The following is a 16645-nucleotide window of genomic DNA, read 5'->3' on the forward strand; positions in this document are numbered from 1 at the left end:
ACACTTTGGTACACCGGCGCCGCTTCGTTTCACAAAAAAGGCCTTCCCGACCATCGGGAGGGCCTTTTTTCGCTGCCAAAGGTCGGCACAAGGGCCCCGTTTTTGAGAATATTGAGAAAATATCGCTATCTTTGGGCGGTTTTACAATCCAACTACGACAATTATGGCTGGCATCAATTGTATCGGCATTCTCACCTCGGGAGGCGACGCCCCCGGCATGAATGCAGCAATCCGCGCGGTCACCCGCACGGCCATCTTCAAGGGCTTCTCGGTCAAGGGCATTATGCGTGGCTACAAGGGCCTTGTGTTCAATGAAATCGTCGAATTCAAATCCCGCAGCGTCAGCAACATCATCCAGCAGGGCGGCACAATCCTCAAGACGGCCCGCTGCAAGGAGTTCATGACGGCAGAGGGACGCAAGTCTGCCTATGAGAACATGGTGGCGGCCGGCATCGACGCACTGGTGGTCATCGGCGGCGACGGCTCGCTGACCGGTGCCAACATCTTCGCACAGGAGTACAACGTCCCGATTGTGGGGCTGCCGGGCACCATCGACAACGACCTGGGCGGCACCGACTCGACCATCGGCTACGACACGGCGCTGAACACCATCATGGAGGCGGTCGACAAGCTGCGCGACACGGCCTCGAGCCACGAGCGGCTCTTCTTCGTCGAGGTGATGGGCAACACGGCCGGCTATCTGGCGCTCAACAGCGCCATCGCTACCGGCTCCGAGGCGGCCATCATCCCGGAGATGGAGACCGAGGTCGACCAGCTGGGCGAACTCATCAACCACGGCTTCCGCAAGAGCAAGAACTCGGCCATCGTCATCGTCGCCGAGAATCCCAAGACGGGCGGTGCGACGGCTCTGGCCGAGCGCGTCAAGCAGGAGTTCCCGCAGTACGACGCCCGCGTCACCATCCTGGGCCACATCCAGCGCGGCGGCTCGCCCTCGGCCATCGACCGCATCCTAGCCTCGCGCATGGGCGAAGCGGCCATCGAGGCCCTCATCGAGGGGCAGCGCAACGTGATGATTGGCATGCACAACAGCGAAATCGTCTACGTCCCCTTCTCGAAGGCCATCCAGCACAACAAGGGAATCAACCGCAACGACATCGAGCTGGTCAAGATTCTCTCGATTTGATTTTTCACCCGGAAACCTCTCACGCGACCCAATGACTATCAAAAGCGTAATCGGCATCGGCAACGCCCTGACGGACATGCTCGTCAACCTGAAGACCGACTCGGTCCTCGGACGGTTCAAACTGGCCAAAGGCTCGATGAGCCTGGTGGATACCTACCTGCAGACCGAAATCTCGAAATCGGTGGCGGGACTCCCCTACTCGCTCTCGCTCGGCGGCTCGGCCGGCAACACCATCCGTGCCATGGCCCGTCTGGGCTGCAAGGTGGGCTTCATCGGCAAGGTGGGCCCCGACACCACGGGTGACTTCTTCGAGCAGGCGCTCGAGAACCTGGGCGTCGAGCCCATCGTCTTCCGCGGCCTCGAGCGTTCGGGCAAGTGCGTCTCGCTCATCTCGGCCGACGGCGAGCGGACGATGGTCACCCATCTGGGCGCCGCCCTCGAGCTGCAGGCCGAGGAGATTGTCCCCACCATCTTCGACGGCTACGACTGCCTCTACGTCGAGGGCTACCTGGTCCAGGACCACAAGCTCATCGAGGGGGCCATCCGCACGGCCAAGCAGTGCGGGCTGAAGGTGGCCATCGACCTGGCGAGCTTCAACATCGTGCAGGAGAACCGCGAATTCCTGCGCCGTCTGGTCTCGGAGCAGGTCGACATCGTCTTTGCCAACGAGGACGAGGCGCGGGTCTTCACCGAGGAGGCCGAGCCGCTCAATGCGCTGCAGGCCATCTCGCAGATGTGCGAACTGGCGGTGGTGAAAATCGGCACCAAGGGAGCCCTCATCAAGCACGGCGACGAGGTGGTCCACGTCGGCATCATGGCCGCCGCCAAGCGGGTCGACACCACAGGCGCCGGTGACTTCTACGCCGCGGGATTCCTCGCAGGGCTCTGCGACGGGCTCTCGCTGCGCCAGTGCGGCACCATCGGCGCCATCACGGCCGGCAAGGTCATCGAGGTGGTGGGCACGACCTTCGGCGAGGAGGCGTGGGAGGAGATTTTCCGACTGGTCAACAAGGTCAAGCACGAGAAGTATCTCTTCTGATAACAACAGTCGTGCACCGCGGGGCTGAGCTTCCGACCGGGCGCGAAGGAGAACAAAGCGGGGCGGTACCCATCAGGTACCGCCCCGCTTTTATCTTCATCCGGACCGATAGGTCCGTCGCCGGCGCCGCTTCCCGTCGGACCGCCCGCACCGCCGCTTCCCATGGGCTGGCCGCCCGGACCGGTTTTCCCGGTCGCTCCCCGCCCCGGGCTGGCCGTACCGCTCGATTTTTTCCGTCCCCCGGGCCGCTCGATTTTTTCCGCCCCCCGGACCGGCCGTGCACCTCAACACCGCAGGCCCCGGCAGCAGCCGGATCAGTCGCGCGCCAGAAGCCCCCGCGTGATGCCCCATCGCATGCGCAGCAGCCACAGCGAGCGGCGCGGAGTAAGCGTACAGGCAAGCAGCAGCGAGGCGCACCACTTGCCCGCCTCAACCAGGAGCGCCTTCGCATAGCGCCCGTGCATCTTCGCCCGCTGGCGCTGGCTCTCGCCCACGTGGTAGCTCAGGCGCCGGAAGTAGTCGGACGTCAGCTTCGACGAGGGGATAATGTGCCACATCACCGCTTCGGGAACGTACCACAGGCGGATGCCGCCCGCGCGCAGCCGCTCGAAGAAATCGCTCTCCTCGCCGCCCACCAGCTTACCGCCCACGCGGCCCAGCGTGACGTCGAAGGCGCCGAAGCGCTCGACGATACGGCGGCGGATGGCCATGTTGCCGCCGCCGGGAATCCGCGACGCGGGGAATTCGCACACCGCATCGCCCAGGTCGAGCGGATTGGCAATCGGCCGCTCGGTGAGCGGCGAGAGCCAGTCGGGCCGTCCCGAAGGGTATTCGGGAATGATTTTCCCGCCGGCCGCCTCGGCCCCGGGCCATGCGTCGAAGAAGGCGATGTAGGCCCGCACGAAGCCCGCATTGATACGCTCGTCGTCGTCGATGACGGCAATCAGTTCGCCCGTCGACTCGGCGATGCCGCGGTTGCGGGCATGCGAAAGGCCCTGATTGCGTTCGGTAACCATGCGCAGGTTGAACTCCGCGTGGCGCGCCGCAAATTCGGCAAAGCGCGCCTCGGTGTCGTCCGTCGAGTTGTTGTTGACCACCACGCATTCCCATTCCCCGGCCGGCGCATCCTGCGCAACGACCGACTCGAGTACCCGCAGCATCTGTCCCGCGCGGTTGTAGGTGGCAATTATGAGGGAAAGTCGAATCATCGCGTAAATGTACGCAAAATCCGGCAAAATAGGTTATCTTTGCACAAAAGTATTATTTTGAAACTCATACCATGCAGAAACTCATCCAACGCATCCTTTTGCCGCTTCTTGCGCTGACGCTCGGCGTCACGACGCTCCACGCCCAGGAGGTAGGCTGGACGGGCTCGGTCGAGCCGCTCGGCGGAGCGGAGTACGAGCTCCGCTTCGAGGCCGCCATCCCCTCGGGCTTCCACATGTACGATATGGGTCCCTACGAAGGGGGCCCCAACCCCACGGTCATCACGCTGAGCCCCGAGGCAGGGGTCGAGCTGGTCGGCAGCGTCGAGCAGCGCACGAAACCCCACCGCTACTTCGACCAGATGTTCGGCATGGAAATCGGCACCTTCTCGGGCAAGGCCCTCTTCACGCAGCACGTGCGCCTCACCGCAGCGCAGGCCAAGGTGCGGGCCGCCATCGAGTGGATGATTTGCGACGACAAGAGCTGCATGCCCCCCTCGGATACGGAGCTGACGCTCGTGGTCGGCGCTGCCGACGCTCAGGGTGCTGCCGCCGAGGCGACGACCGCCCCGGCAGGCGATGAAAGCGTCGCAACCCCGGCCGCCGCAACAGAGCGCGTGAGCGACACGGCCGCAACCTCCGGGAGCGTCGCCGGTGCCTCTGAAACAACCGCCGGTGCCGAAACCGCCGCAGCTCCGGCCAAGGATGCCGCCGGCAGCGGCTCGCTCTGGTCGCTCATCATCGAGGCGATTCTCTGGGGCTTTGCCGCACTGCTCACCCCCTGTGTCTTCCCCATGGTGCCGATGACCGTCTCGTTCTTCATGAAGAGCTCCGGAAAGCCGGCACTCGGACGCTTCCGCGCCGGCATGTACGGCTTCTTCATCGTAGCGCTCTACACGCTGCCCATCGCCGCCATCATCGTCATCACGCGCCTTGTGGGTGGCGACGCCGTCACGGCCGACATCTTCAACTGGCTGGCAACGCACTGGCTGCCCAACCTCATCTTCTTCGCCGTCTTCATGCTCTTCGCCGCCTCGTTCTTCGGAGCCTTCGAAATCACGATGCCCTCGTGGATGGTCAACAAGAGCGACTCGAAGGCCGACTCGAAGGGGCTGGCAGGCATCTTCTTCATGGCGCTGACGCTCGTGCTGGTCTCCTTCTCGTGCACGGGCCCCATCGTCGGCTCGGTACTCATCAAATCGACCGCCGGCGAGTTCTGGAGCCCGATTGTCACCATGCTGGCCTTCTCGCTCGCCTTTGCACTCCCCTTCACCCTCTTCGCCTTCTTCCCCTCGATGCTCAAGAAGCTCCCCAAGAGCGGCGGCTGGCTCAACTCGGTGAAGGTCGTGCTGGGATTCGTCGAGGTGGCGCTCGGCTTCAAGTTCCTCTCCGTGGCCGACCAGACCTACCACTGGGGACTGCTCGACCGTGAGGTCTACCTGGCCATCTGGATTGTGGTCTTCGCCATGCTGGGCTTCTACCTGCTGGGCAAGCTGCGCTTCGCCCACGACGACGAAGTGCAGCACGTCGGCGTGGGACGGCTGGCGCTCGCCATCGCCGTCTTCACGTTCGTCGTCTACCTCATCCCCGGCATGTGGGGCGCCCCGCTCAAGGCGCTCTCGGGCTACCTGCCGCCGCTGACAACCCAGGACTTCGTCCTCGGACAGACGACCTCGGCAGGAGCTTCCGTATCGGTAACGGCGCCCCTCAGGACCGTCGACGGCAAGGCGCCCAAGTACAGCGACGTGCTCTATCTGCCCCACGGGCTCGAGGGATTCTTCGACCTGAAGGAGGCCGAGGCCTACGCCGCCCGCGCCGGCAAGCCGCTCTTCATCGACTTCACGGGCCACGGCTGCGTCAACTGCCGCGAGATGGAGGCCCGCGTCTGGTCCGACCCCCGCGTGCTGGAGCTGCTGCGCAACGACTACGTCATCTGCGCCCTCTACTCCGACGACAAGGTGGAGCTTCCCGAGAGCGAGTGGGTCACCACCGAATCGGGCAAGGTGCTGCGCAGCCTGGGCAAAATCAATGCGCACTATGCGCTGAAGACCTTCGGGGTCAACGCGCAGCCCTACTACGTGCTGCAGGGTCGCGACGGACGCATGCTGGTCGAGCCGCGCGGTTATGACCTCGATGTCGAGGCCTTCGTCGACTTCCTCCGCCGCGGTGTCGAAGCCTACCGGGCCGAGGAGCAGGGCCGATAGCATCCACAACGCCCCGCACCCGCTCCATACTTCACCCAACGCCACCACAAGAGCCTATGCCTCAAGGCAGAGGCTCTTTCTCTTGTACCTTTTCCCGGAGTGCGGATTATCCTCAAGGAGCTCCTCGTTTTCGGGTCAAAACTATTGTTATTCAAAAAACAATTTCTATATTTGTGAAAGGAGCTCCGAAAAGGACCAACCGGACGGCCCTCCGGAGCATCCATGAACCCAACCCTTTCACCCATCATCTAACCCTTAAAACCCCATCACATGAAAAGCATCTGGTTCCGGACGCTTGCGGCAACGGCTCTTCTGACGCTGTCGCTCGGCTGTTCGTCGGAGCAGGAGACTCCGCCCCCGCAGCCCGAATTTCCCGAAGTCAAGGTCGACATCACCGAAGTGACGGTCGGCTATCTGCGCACGACGGCCGAGCCCAACATCAAGGTCTCGCGCTACGCCCTGATTCTTGCCGCCCAGAACATCTGGGAGATGCAGCTCGAGACCCACGGCACCGAGGCCGCCACGGTCGAATACCTCATGGAGAACGACCCTGCGTGCATCTACACCGAGACGGTCGAGAGGCTGCTCATCCCGCTCAACGGTTCGCTCGACTTCGACTACTGGCTCGTCTGCGCCGTGATGGACGAGAGCGGCGCACTCTACTCCATCGAGAAGCTGCCCGTACGTTCGCCCTCCTATACCGAGAACGCCCCCGAGGCGACGATGACCATCGAGGTCGGCGAGCTCACCCCGACCACCGCCCGGCTGATACATACGCCCGACGCCAACACGGTCGGATACTACACCCTCATCTACACCCGGGAGCGCTACGAGGAGATGCTCAACACGGCCCGCACCGACCCCTCCATCGCGGAAATCTACCCCAACCCGGAGGATTACGTCGTCTACTTCCTGCGCTGGGAGGGATGGCGCTGGTTCGAGCGTGAGGACAACATCTGGCAGGAGCTCACACCCGGCACGGAGTACATGGCCGTCGGGGCTCCCTTCAACGTCAACGGCTTCGAGCAGGGTGCCGGCAGACTGGCCACGGCGTCGTTCACCACTCCGCAGCAGTAACACCGCACGGCGGCCGGCGGTCGGAACCTCGACCGGTCGGAACACGGCAAGACGCAAGCGGGCGGCCCTCCACGCATGGAGAGCCGCCCGTCAACGTTCCGAAAGGAGATTGGGGAGGGTCACTTGACCGCCTCGGGATGCTTCTCGCCGAAGGCCTCGCGGAGCTCCTGCTCCTTGCGCTCGCGTTCACGCTCCGTCGGGGCCTCGCCCTCGCGGACGATGTGGTGGATGTTGCGTTCAAAGTTGCGCTCGCAGGGGTCGCAGGGCTGCTGTTTGTTCTCTTGCTTGTTCATACGTTCGCTGTTTTGGTGGTTAACACCGTAGGCCGTGCAATTTCTGGGCCGAAGAGTTCGGAAGCTCCGCCCTGACCACTAAAACCGCACAACTCCACCCCACAGGGAGCGGCAGGGGCTGCCCTGCGGCGCCACACGTCCGCCCCTGCTGCCGGTCGGCAGCTCCGCAGCCGGGTTATTTCCCGCCTCCGAACATTGCGGCCTCGAGCTCGAGCACCCGCGTCGCATCGAAATAGATGACCGAGTCGGGGTAGAGCCTGTTGCCCTTTCCGAGCTCGAAGACATCGCAGCAGTCGACGAGCGACTGGCTTCCGAATGCATCCAGCTCGAGGTAGTGGCCCATGAAGAGATACTCGTCGGCGATTTTGGTCACGTGGAAGGGGTGCTCCTCGCTGCCGTAACCCGTTGCCGCTATCGTATCGAGCAGACGGATGGCCCGGGAGTAGTAGCCCTGACCCTCCTCGTGAGCGTGCGACTCGTCGCCCGCCTCACGCATGTTGGCTATGGCATAGGCCGCCCGGATGAGTGCCTTAATGTTGACGGGATTGACGGCGAGCACCTTCTCGGCCTGCGCCAGCGCTTCGGCATAGTTCTCCTCCGAATAGGCCTGGTCCATCGCATGCACCAGACGCTCCTCGCTGTCGTTGGTCAGCAGCGACTGCCCGAAGTAGGCGATGATTTGGTCGGGATAGGTCAGCGTCGTGTCGCGCTGCGGTGTGGAGATTCTCCGCACCAGTTCACGGAACCGCTCGGGCTCCTCCTTCACCAGGGTCTTGAGCTCTTTCCAGTCCACCGGATAAATCTGATACTGATACTGCGCCGTGGCGCACAGGCTGCACAGAAGTGCCAGCACCGACAAGATAGCGGCTTTGATGTTCATAAGGGGTATTTTTTGAAGGGAATCATCGTCCATCGGCCCTCTCCGCCGGACGGAATGCACCGCCGCAGCGGCTCCGGAGCCGCCTGCTGCCGGCGACGGAGCTCCGCGGAAACGAAGCCGGAAGCCGGACGGCGACATCCGGTTCGGGCGGGCCGGATGGTTAAATATACGAATAATCGGCTGCAAATGCAACCCGTGCAGACGGCAACCGGGCTTCGGAACGGACCAGCGGGGCAAAAAATCCGGAAACGGACGAACAATCCGGAGGAAACGGCAAAAAAAAGACGGACAACCCGTTTGAGTTGTCCGTCGTGGTAGCGGGAGGAGGACTCGAACCTCCGGCCTTTGGGTTATGAGCCCAACGAGCTACCAACTGCTCCATCCCGCGATATGTCTTTGAGTGTAGAGCTATCGCCTTTGCGACTGCAAAGATAAGGCAAAAATACGGCTTTGCCAAATATTTTTTAAATATTTTTCAGAAAAGCTCCGCGCAGCGCTATGAATCAGCCGCTTGCGGGGTGGAACTCCGCCGTCCCCGCACGGATTCTGCGGGTCCGAAACCAGCCACGAGAGTCCGAACCGCCCCCAAGCACCGAAAATTACATCGCGCTCCGGCACCCAGGGGCCCCGACACCCACGCTCCCCGGCATCCCGACGCCTCGGCTCCCTGGCCCCTGGCAGGGCGTCTCCGCCCGGCTGGCTGTCTCAGCACGGTCCCTCCCGGAACCTCGGCCACGCGTCGCCGACGGCTACTGCATGCTGGCAGCCACCACCTCGGCAAGGTCCTTCACCTCGTGACGCGTACCGCGTACCAGCGCCTTCTTGCAGAGCGGACAGGCGGTGACAATCACCTCGGCGCCCGTCGCCTCCAACTCGCCCGTGACCGAGCGTGCAATCTGCAGCTGCTGGCCGTCCGAGATGGCCAGATTGGCCACCGAGGAGCCGCAGCAAAGGGCATTTTCGCGCGTCTGGGCCGGTTCGAGCAGCTCGCCCACCGCCTCGATGACGGCACGCGGCTCGTCGTAGATGCCGCTGCCGCGCCCCAGTTCGCAGGGGTCGTGGTAGGTATAGCGCGTGGCACCGTGCTTGACCTGCAGGCGTCCGGCGCGCATCAGGCGGAGGATATACTCCGAATGGTGCAGCACCTCGATGCCGTCGAGCGCATAATCCTCGCGGAAGACCTTCAGACAAATCGGGCACGAGGTGACCAGCGTCGTGATGCCGTGCTTGCGGAAGAGCTCCGTATTGTACTGCATCATCTTGCGCGCCGAGTCGGTCTCGCCCGCCAGCTTGAGCGGACGGCCGCAGCAGACGCCGCCCTCGCGGTCGGCCCACCACACCTCCTCGCCCGCAGCGCGGAAGAGCTGCTCCATGGCCGTGAGCGTACGGGGCGTGAGCAGCGTCATGCAGCCGGCGAAGTAGCCCACCTTGCCCTCGCCCTGCGAGCGGTCAAGCCCCTTGAGGTAGCCGTAGCGCCGCTCGTCGGGCACGTTGCGCATCTTGTCGCGCGAGTTGAGCCGCAGCGTATTGAGGTCGATGTCCACGGGGCACTTCTCGACGCAGCGGCCGCACATGAGGCAGTTGTCGGCCGTGGCCAGCCGCAGCGTGTGGTAGCGGCGGTCACGCAGGAAGTAGACCGACTGCACGTCGTTGATGCCCAGCACGCTCTGCAGCTGGCAGGGGTCGATGCAGATGCCGCAGCGCGAGCAGGCCTCGACCTGGAAGTGGTCGTAGGAGGACTCCTTCTCGGTCGAACGGAGGCGGTAGCGGCGCAGGAAGATGAGCGGAATCTCGGTAAAGATGTGCATGTAGCGCGAGAAGGGGAGCGCCACGAAGAAGATGCCGAGGCACGAGGAGTAGAACCACCAGGCCACCGATTCGAGCGTCATGAGCGTGAGCATCTCGACGTGGGCGGCCAGCCAGCTGCCCAGACCGCCCGTGAGGAAGCCACCGCCGCCGTAGATGGCGCAGGTGACGCTCTCGGCCACCAGCCGGGCCGGGAAGATGAACCACAGCGCCGAGAGGGCCACGCGGTCACCCAGAACATGGTGCGTCGTGCGGCGCATGCCCATGGCCTTCGAGTAGAAGCGCTTGCCCCAGGCCAGCGCCACACCCGAGAGGACGAAGAGCAGCAGCAGGTCCATCACGAAGTCGAAGAAGGGCTTGTGCTCGAGCCCCGTGGCGAAGTACTTGAAAAAGACGTGGCCCTGCAGCGGCACCCAGCGCAGCCCGAGGTACGAGAGTGTCTCAAGCCACCCGACCGCAATGAGGAGGAACCACCCGAAGGCGAGCGACATGTGCATGTAGCCCAGCAGGGGGTTCACCCGGAAGATGCGCCGGTGGAGCAGCGACTCGCTCACCACCTCGCCCAGAGCTTCCAGCGTCCGGCGTGTGGGGATTCCCTTCAGAATGAGCATCTTGTCGGCACGCGGCAGTCGGTAGAGCCACGTACCCCACTTCCAGAGCAGCACGGCGAACATCAGCGCCGCGCCCACGATGAAGGGGATGCAGAATGGTGCGTAGAATGTCATATCCAAAAACTCTCCATGCCGCCCCCGCGCCGGGGTGCGGCTCCGTAGGGCGCTCCGCTCAGAAGTCGCCCAGTTTGCGTTTAATCAGCAGGACCACGCCCCGCGTATTGATGCCGCGCGGGCAGACCAGCCGGCATTTGCCGCAGAGCATGCACTTGTTCATCTCCTCGTAGGCGCCCTGGTACTCGCCGCGCCGCACGAGGGTGTGGACCTTGCGGAAATTGAACTGCGTCAGGTTGCCGGCCGTGCAGATGGCCGTGCAGGCCCCGCAGCCGATGCAGGTCTGCAGCTCGGGCATCTCGCGCAGAATCTCGTCGCTCTTGCGCAGGTTGTTGCGGTCGAGGTCGATGGCGCGGGGCTTCGAAATCGTATATCCGAAATTGATGGTTGCCATAAGCGTCAGGCTCTGAGGTATTCCATGGCGGCATCGGCTGCCACCGTGCCTTCGTTGAGGGTCTCGCCGATGTTCTTGGGGGCCGTGATGCAGCCCGCATAGAAGATGCCCTCGACGTTGCTGCGGGCGTTGCCCAGGAACATGTCGCGGGGCTCCATGAAGCCGCTCGGGGCGCGCTTCAGACCGGCCTGCTCGGCGAAGGGGGCGTTCGAGTCGTTGGCCCGCATGCCGATGAGCAGCACCAGCATGTCGACGCTCATGCGCAGCGGACGCCCCGTGAGCGTATCCTCGGCCTTGATTTGAATCCGGTTGTCGATGGTCGGGCTCGCCTCCGAGATGCGGCCGCGCACGAAGTGGATGTTGTAGCGCTGCTGCGCCTCGCGGTACATCTCCTCGTAGCCGGGGCCGAACATGCGGATATCCATGTAGAAGTTGAAGACGTCGGCCTCGGGGAAGAGGCGCTTCATCTCGATGGCCTGCTTGACGCCCGTGATGCAGCAGACGCGCGAGCAGTGCTGCTGGCACACCTTCTCGTCGCGCGAACCGACGCAGTGCAGGAAGGCAATCCGCTTCGGGCGCGAACCGTCGGCGCAGGCCACGCGCCCCTCGGCGAACATCCGCTCGAGGTCGGCCGAGGTGATGACGTTGTCGTAGATGCCGTAGCCGTACTCCTCCTTGACCGTGGCGTCAAAGAGCGTGAAGCCCGAGGCGACCACCACCGAGTCGCACGGCAGCGTGCGGCCGTCGGCGAGCGTGACGCTCTGCCGCGTAAAGCCGCTCACCTCGGTCGAGGTCATCACCTCGATGCCGCGCTCCTGAACGCGGCGGCGCAGCTCGGAGAGCACCTCCGAGGCGGGGGTGAAGGTGGGGAAAAGAACATACCAGCCGCGCAGCTTGCCGCCCAGCTCGGCCTCCTTCTCGATGATGAGGGGCTCGGCGCCCTGCTCCGAAAGACGGAGCGCCGCCTGCATGCCGGCCACGCCTCCTCCTATGACGATTACTCTTCTGTTCATGTATTGCGTTGTCGTGTCTTGTCTCTCTGTTCGTCTGCCGCCGACCGCCGGGGCAGCTCCCGCGGCAGTTGCGGTGGCAGTTGCGGCAGTCGCTCATTCCTTGCCTGAGCCCCGGAATCCGCCCGGCGGCCGAGGGTGCGCCCCGCTGTGCCCCGTTCGGCACGGAAAGGGCCCGGTCCGCGGCGCGGATTACTCGCGGATGTCGTAGACCGTGTCGCTCGGGCGGCAGTTGACCACCGCCGATTCGGGCTTGCCGATGAACTTGCCGTTGCGGCCCAGATACTTCGCCGCAGGGTCGTACTCGACCCCCATCTTGTCGAGCAGCGGCTCGACGTCGACCTGGTGCATCTGCATGCCCAGCTCCCAGGGGTCGTATCCCAGCACCAGACCGGCCATCTCCTCGTAGGTCAGCACAGGGATGCCGTGGCCGTTCTCGCCGTAGGTCGTGCCCTCCATCTCGGCAATGGCATACTGCCACTTGTCGAGGAACATGGCGCAGCCCGGACAGTTGGCCACAATGAAGTCGGGCTTGTAGGGGGCCATGCTCTCGAGCTTCTTGTGCGAGTTGGCAATCGAGTAACCGCGGTTGGCCTGCACCAGGTAGTTGCGGAAGCCGAAGCCGCAGCAGTGGCGCCGCTCGGGGTAGTCGACGCACTCGCCGCCCCACGCCTCGACCATGCCGGCCAGCACGTAGGGGAACTCCGAACCGCCGATGCCCGACTTGGGGAAAATCTTGGCGTAGTGGCAGCCGATGTGCTCAACCACGCGCAGCGGCTCGCCCGTCACGGCGTTGACGAGCCGACGCTTGGCACGGGCGGCAATCTCGTTGCGGAAGTGGAAGACGATGTCCGACGTGTGGGCCAGGCTCTTCGGCTTGCGGAACTCGCGCCCCGTGGCCTTGAGCAGATACTCGCGCGTGCGCTCCTCGGTTTCGGGAAACTCGTTCCAGGTGGCCAGCACCTCGGTGTAGACGCCGAAGGAGGTGATGCACGACGAAATGAAGTTCTCGTAGCCCGCCTCGGTCATCAGCGCGAACTGCCGCGCCACCACCGTCATGATGGTCTCCAGCGGCACGATGTCCGAGTGGTAGCCGATGCCCGTGCACGAGGAGTGCAGCGGGTCGTCGAGCACGTCGCGTCCCAAATCGTTGTGCAGGATGTCGAGAAAGGCCTTCTCGCTGCCCGGGAAGAAGTTCTGCCGGATGCAGCTGCGGGCGTAGTAGTAGCGGTCGTCCGCGATTTCCTTCTGGTACTCGTTCCAGCTTTTGCGTCGTATCGTCGTCATTGTCAGTCGTGTTCGTTGCTGTTGTAGCGGAAAACATCCATCATGTAGTTCTGGTCGGCACCCTCCTCATAGCCCATCTCTCGGGCCTTGCGGTCCGAGAAGCGCTCGATGCGGTCGAAGAACTCGCTGCCGCCGCTCACCTCGAAGATGCGGTGCAGCTCGTCGAGCGAGCCGGCGTCGAGGCGGCGCAGCGCACCGGCGCCGTGGCGCATGTAGACGGGCGTGAAGCGGCCGAAGACCTCCTTGTCGTTGTCGAAAATCCACTTCCAGACGGTACCCTGCTCGGGGTGCAGCTCGGGCTTGACCATCCGCGGCACGATGCAGTAGCCCGTGCGGAGGATGTTGTCGCCGATGATGCGCTTGAGGGCCAGCTGCTGGCGCCCCTTCTCGCTCTCGACGAAGAAGCCCAGCTTCTGCGAGAGGCTCCGCAGCGCCTGGATGACATAGCCCGGCGTATTGCCGCGCGGGCAGCGGGGGCGGCACGACATGCACTCGCCGCAGTACCAGATGGTATCGCTCTTGAGCAGCGCCTCGATGGCCTCGTCGTCGCGCGACTGGACGGTGGCGACAATCTGGCGCGGGTCGTAGTTGTAGAACTCGGCCGCCGGGCAGACACCCGTGCAGACGCCGCAGTTCATGCAGGCGTTGAGCCCCTCGCGGAAGCGCACGTCCTCGCAGAGCATATCGAAGTATTTTCCCATAATCGCGTCGGTTCGACTCCCTGCACCGCCCGACTGGCCGGGATTTCCGGCGCCGCACCGTCCGGGGGAGCGCCATGCACGGCGTTGACCGGAGCGGAAAGGGGGATGCAGGGGGAGATGTTTTCGAATGCAAAGGTAGGGATTCGCCCCCGGACGTGCGGTAGTATAAATACCTAATTTCGAAGCGGGGCGCGGGCCGTTCCGGAGGGACGCAGCCGGAGTTGTTCCGGAAGGGGCGCAGCTGCGGTCGGGACAAAAGAAGGCGGAGGGAGAGGCGGAAGGCAGAGGACGGGAGACGGGAAACGGGAAACGAGAAACGGGGAAGCAGGAGACGGGGAGCGGGAAAACAGGAAAACGGTTCCGGAGAGTCGGGCCGGAACGGATGGGACCGTCGGAGCCGGAACAACAAACCCCGAAGCGAAGAGCTTCGGGGAGAAAGTTGGATGGAGTGCCGCAGAGGGCCGCTGCACCCCTTGGAACGGATGCACCAGAGGCGGTCGGGAGAGCGGGTCGGGGAAGTCGGTCGGAAGAGTTGGCCGGGAGAGCCACCTCAGCCTCTACCGCCCTGCTGAACATACCCCCCCTACTGCCGTCCGGGGCGGCGGCGCTCCCAGCGTTCGAAGACGAAGGGATGGGGATACTCCCGCCCCGAGGGGTGGGCCTCCGACGAGGCGAGGTGCCACTCCGACGCATCCCACTCCGGGAAGGAGGTGTCGCCCTCGTAGGGGTGGCAGACCCGCGTCAGGTAGAGGCGGTCGGCCAGCGGCAGGGCCTGCTCGTAAATCTGGGCGCCGCCGATGATGAAGAGCTCCTCGTCGTCGGGAAAGAGGGCCAGCGCCTCGTCGAGCGAGCGGGCGACGCGGCAGCCGGGGAACTCCCCGCCGCTGCGCGAAAGCACCACGTTGGTGCGGTTGGGCAGCGGACGCCCGAGCGACTCGTAGGTCTTGCGTCCCATGATGACGGGGTGTCCCGTCGTGAGGGCCTTGAAGCGCTTCAGGTCCTCGGATATGTGCCACAGCAGGGCGTTGCGGTCGCCGATGGTGCCGTTTTCGGCCACAGCCACGATGATTGATACCATTTTTTCTTCGAATTGGGTTTCTGTTCCGCATTTCGGGTCCGGCACCGGGCCGGACCGCCTCCTTCGCCGGGGGTGCGCCGCGGAATGCGCCCCGGGGCCACTCCGCTCAGAACGACATCGGCGCCTTGATGGCGGGCCAGGGGTCGTAGCCCTCGAGCATGAAGTCCTCGTAGCGGAAGTCAAAGAGCGACTTCACGTCGGGGTTGAGCCGCATGGTCGGCAGCGGCCGCGGCGTGCGCGAGAGCTGCTCCTCGACCTGCTCCATGTGGTTCAGATAGAGGTGCGTGTCGCCCAGCGTATGGATGAACTCGCCGGGCTGCAGGCCGCACACCTGCGCCGTCATCATCGTCAGCAGGGCATACGAGGCGATGTTGAAGGGGACGCCGAGGAAGGTATCGGCGCTGCGCTGGTAGAGCTGGCACGAAAGCCGTCCCTCGGCCACGTAGAACTGGAAGAGAACGTGGCAGGGCGGCAGGGCCATCTGCTCGACCTCGGCCACGTTCCAGGCCGAGACCACGATGCGCCGCGATTCGGGATTGCGGCGTATCAGCTCCACGGCGCCGGCAATCTGGTCAATCACCCCGCCGTCGGGCCGGGGCCAGCTGCGCCACTGGTAGCCGTAGACGTGGTTCAGGTCGCCGTAGCAGTACCCTTCGAGGGGCGACGGCTCGCCCGCCGCCGCAAGGAACTCCTCGCGGCCGAGCGGCTCGGCACCCTGCCGGGCGCACAGCTCGCCGTAGTAGCGGTAGGCGTCGTTGTCCCAGATATGGACGCCGTTGCGGACCAGATAGCGGATGTTCGTGTCGCCCGAGAGAAACCAGAGCAGTTCGTGGATGACCCCCTTGAGGAAGACCCTCTTGGTGGTCAGCAGCGGAAAGTCCTCCGCAAGGTCGAAACGCATCTGGTGCCCGAAGACGCTCTGCGTCCCCGTGCCCGTACGGTCGCCCCGCACGACACCCTCCGTGCGGATGCGGCGCAGCAAATCGAGGTATTGTTTCATAGGTCGGGTGTGAAGTGTTCCAATCGAAGGTTGCCCGCCTCGTCGAGCCGGGCGTAGACCGGGCCGCGCTCCCAGCACCCCAGGTGCACCGTATGGAGCGACCCTTCGCGGTAGTCGCGCGCCACGTGCATGTGGCCGAAGACGAAGTGGTCGACCGCGTCCCGATTGCGGGCGGCGTAGCGGCGGGCGTACTCCACCAGCGGGTCGGTCAGCGAGACGGGGGGCGGTCCCTGACGGATGTGCTTGCGGCGCGAATGGGCGCTCCAGGCGTGGCCGAAGCGCATCGCCCAGTCGGGATGCACGCCCCACGAGAAGAGCCACCGCAGCAGACGCGAGCGGAAGACGGCGTTGAGCAGCCGGAGTGCGGGACGCTCGCCGATGTTCATGTTGTCGCCGTGGGCCAGGAAGAGGCGCTGCCCGCAGAGCGTCACGACGCGGGGCGCGGTGTAGACCTCCACGCCGCATTCGCGCGCAAGGTAGTCGCGCATCCACTGGTCGTGGTTGCCCGTGAAGAAGAGGACCCGGATGCCGCGGTCGGTCATCGCCGCCAACCGTCCGAGCGTACGGACGAAGCCCCGGGGCACCACCTCGCGGTACTCGAACCAGAAGTCGAAGATGTCGCCCAGCAGCACCACCGCCTCGGCATCGGCCGAAACGGCGTCAAGCCAGGCGACGAACTGCCGCTCGACCCGGCGGGCGACCTCGGGGCCGCCTCCGCCCAGATGGACATCGGATGTGAAGTAGACCATGCGAAGAGGTAGGTGTTGCGGCCTGACTGCGGCCGGAGCGGCAGCGCCCCGGC

15 protein-coding genes and 1 tRNA gene are annotated in these 16645 nt (G+C 64.5%); 4 read left to right on the forward strand and 12 right to left on the reverse strand.

Going from position 1 to position 16645, the window contains the following annotated elements; genetic code table 11:
* Nucleotides 1-163 precede the first annotated feature (163 nt).
* Both pfkA and B5F90_RS04750 read left to right on the forward strand, forming a co-directional pair.
* Complete coding sequence (pfkA, locus tag B5F90_RS04745) at nucleotides 164-1144, forward strand: 6-phosphofructokinase (protein WP_087361656.1); 981 nt, start codon at nucleotides 164-166, stop codon at nucleotides 1142-1144.
* A 37-nt stretch (nucleotides 1145-1181) separates the two neighbouring features.
* The gene (locus B5F90_RS04750; protein ID WP_087361719.1) at nucleotides 1182-2183 is read left to right on the forward strand and encodes an adenosine kinase; all 1002 of its coding nucleotides are present in this window, start codon (nucleotides 1182-1184) and stop codon (nucleotides 2181-2183) included.
* Between the two features lie 314 nt (nucleotides 2184-2497).
* Here B5F90_RS04750 and B5F90_RS04755 read toward each other — a convergent pair whose 3' ends face one another.
* The gene (locus tag B5F90_RS04755; RefSeq protein WP_087361657.1) at nucleotides 2498-3391 is read right to left on the reverse strand and encodes a glycosyltransferase; all 894 of its coding nucleotides are present in this window, start codon (nucleotides 3389-3391) and stop codon (nucleotides 2498-2500) included.
* Nucleotides 3392-3462: 71 nt separating this feature from the next.
* Here B5F90_RS04755 and B5F90_RS04760 point away from each other — a divergent pair, with 71 nt between their 5' ends.
* Nucleotides 3463-5592 (forward strand): cytochrome c biogenesis protein CcdA, encoded by a 2130-nt coding sequence (locus B5F90_RS04760; protein ID WP_087361658.1) that lies wholly within the window; start codon nucleotides 3463-3465, stop codon nucleotides 5590-5592.
* Between the two features lie 270 nt (nucleotides 5593-5862).
* Nucleotides 5863-6669, forward strand: a complete 807-nt coding sequence (locus B5F90_RS04765; protein ID WP_087361659.1) for a hypothetical protein — start codon at nucleotides 5863-5865, stop codon at nucleotides 6667-6669.
* Nucleotides 6670-6788: 119 nt separating this feature from the next.
* On the opposite strand, the gene B5F90_RS11060 is transcribed toward B5F90_RS04765, so the two are convergent.
* The 11 genes from B5F90_RS11060 to B5F90_RS04815 all read right to left on the reverse strand — a co-directional run bounded on the left by B5F90_RS11060 (nucleotide 6789) and on the right by B5F90_RS04815 (nucleotide 16592).
* Entirely contained in the window at nucleotides 6789-6962 is a 174-nt protein-coding gene (locus B5F90_RS11060) for a hypothetical protein (RefSeq protein WP_199792080.1), read from the reverse strand.
* A 175-nt stretch (nucleotides 6963-7137) separates the two neighbouring features.
* On the reverse strand, nucleotides 7138-7842 hold the full coding sequence (locus B5F90_RS04770) for a DUF4919 domain-containing protein (RefSeq protein WP_162607750.1): 705 nt from the start codon (nucleotides 7840-7842) through the stop codon (nucleotides 7138-7140).
* Nucleotides 7843-8154: 312 nt separating this feature from the next.
* Nucleotides 8155-8230: transfer RNA gene (locus tag B5F90_RS04775), tRNA-Met, on the reverse strand.
* Nucleotides 8231-8591: 361 nt separating this feature from the next.
* A complete protein-coding gene (locus B5F90_RS04780) occupies nucleotides 8592-10373 on the reverse strand; it encodes a (Fe-S)-binding protein (RefSeq protein WP_087361661.1) in 1782 nt (593 codons plus the stop codon).
* 58 nt (nucleotides 10374-10431) lie between these two features.
* The gene (locus tag B5F90_RS04785; RefSeq protein WP_087361662.1) at nucleotides 10432-10767 is read right to left on the reverse strand and encodes a 4Fe-4S dicluster domain-containing protein; all 336 of its coding nucleotides are present in this window, start codon (nucleotides 10765-10767) and stop codon (nucleotides 10432-10434) included.
* A gap of 5 nt (nucleotides 10768-10772) precedes the next feature.
* Nucleotides 10773-11780: an FAD-dependent oxidoreductase gene (locus B5F90_RS04790; protein ID WP_087361663.1), complete on the reverse strand. Its 1008-nt coding sequence runs from the start codon at nucleotides 11778-11780 to the stop codon at nucleotides 10773-10775.
* Nucleotides 11781-11969: 189 nt separating this feature from the next.
* Nucleotides 11970-13064 carry a heterodisulfide reductase-related iron-sulfur binding cluster gene (locus B5F90_RS04795; protein WP_087361664.1) on the reverse strand — a complete coding sequence of 365 codons (1095 nt, stop codon included), beginning with the start codon at nucleotides 13062-13064 and terminating at the stop codon, nucleotides 11970-11972.
* A 2-nt stretch (nucleotides 13065-13066) separates the two neighbouring features.
* Nucleotides 13067-13765 (reverse strand): 4Fe-4S dicluster domain-containing protein, encoded by a 699-nt coding sequence (locus B5F90_RS04800; RefSeq protein WP_087361665.1) that lies wholly within the window; start codon nucleotides 13763-13765, stop codon nucleotides 13067-13069.
* Nucleotides 13766-14348: 583 nt separating this feature from the next.
* Entirely contained in the window at nucleotides 14349-14843 is a 495-nt protein-coding gene (locus tag B5F90_RS04805; RefSeq protein ID WP_087361666.1) for a dihydrofolate reductase, read from the reverse strand.
* A gap of 106 nt (nucleotides 14844-14949) precedes the next feature.
* Nucleotides 14950-15843 (reverse strand): thymidylate synthase, encoded by an 894-nt coding sequence (gene thyA / locus B5F90_RS04810; protein ID WP_087361667.1) that lies wholly within the window; start codon nucleotides 15841-15843, stop codon nucleotides 14950-14952.
* Nucleotides 15840-16592: a UDP-2,3-diacylglucosamine diphosphatase gene (locus B5F90_RS04815; RefSeq protein WP_087361668.1), complete on the reverse strand. Its 753-nt coding sequence runs from the start codon at nucleotides 16590-16592 to the stop codon at nucleotides 15840-15842. Before B5F90_RS04815 ends, thyA begins: the two co-directional genes overlap by 4 nt.
* Between the last annotated feature and the right edge of the window lie 53 nt (nucleotides 16593-16645).

Source organism: Alistipes sp. An31A, from assembly GCF_002159425.1.
Classification (GTDB): Bacteria; Bacteroidota; Bacteroidia; order Bacteroidales; family Rikenellaceae; genus Alistipes; species Alistipes excrementigallinarum.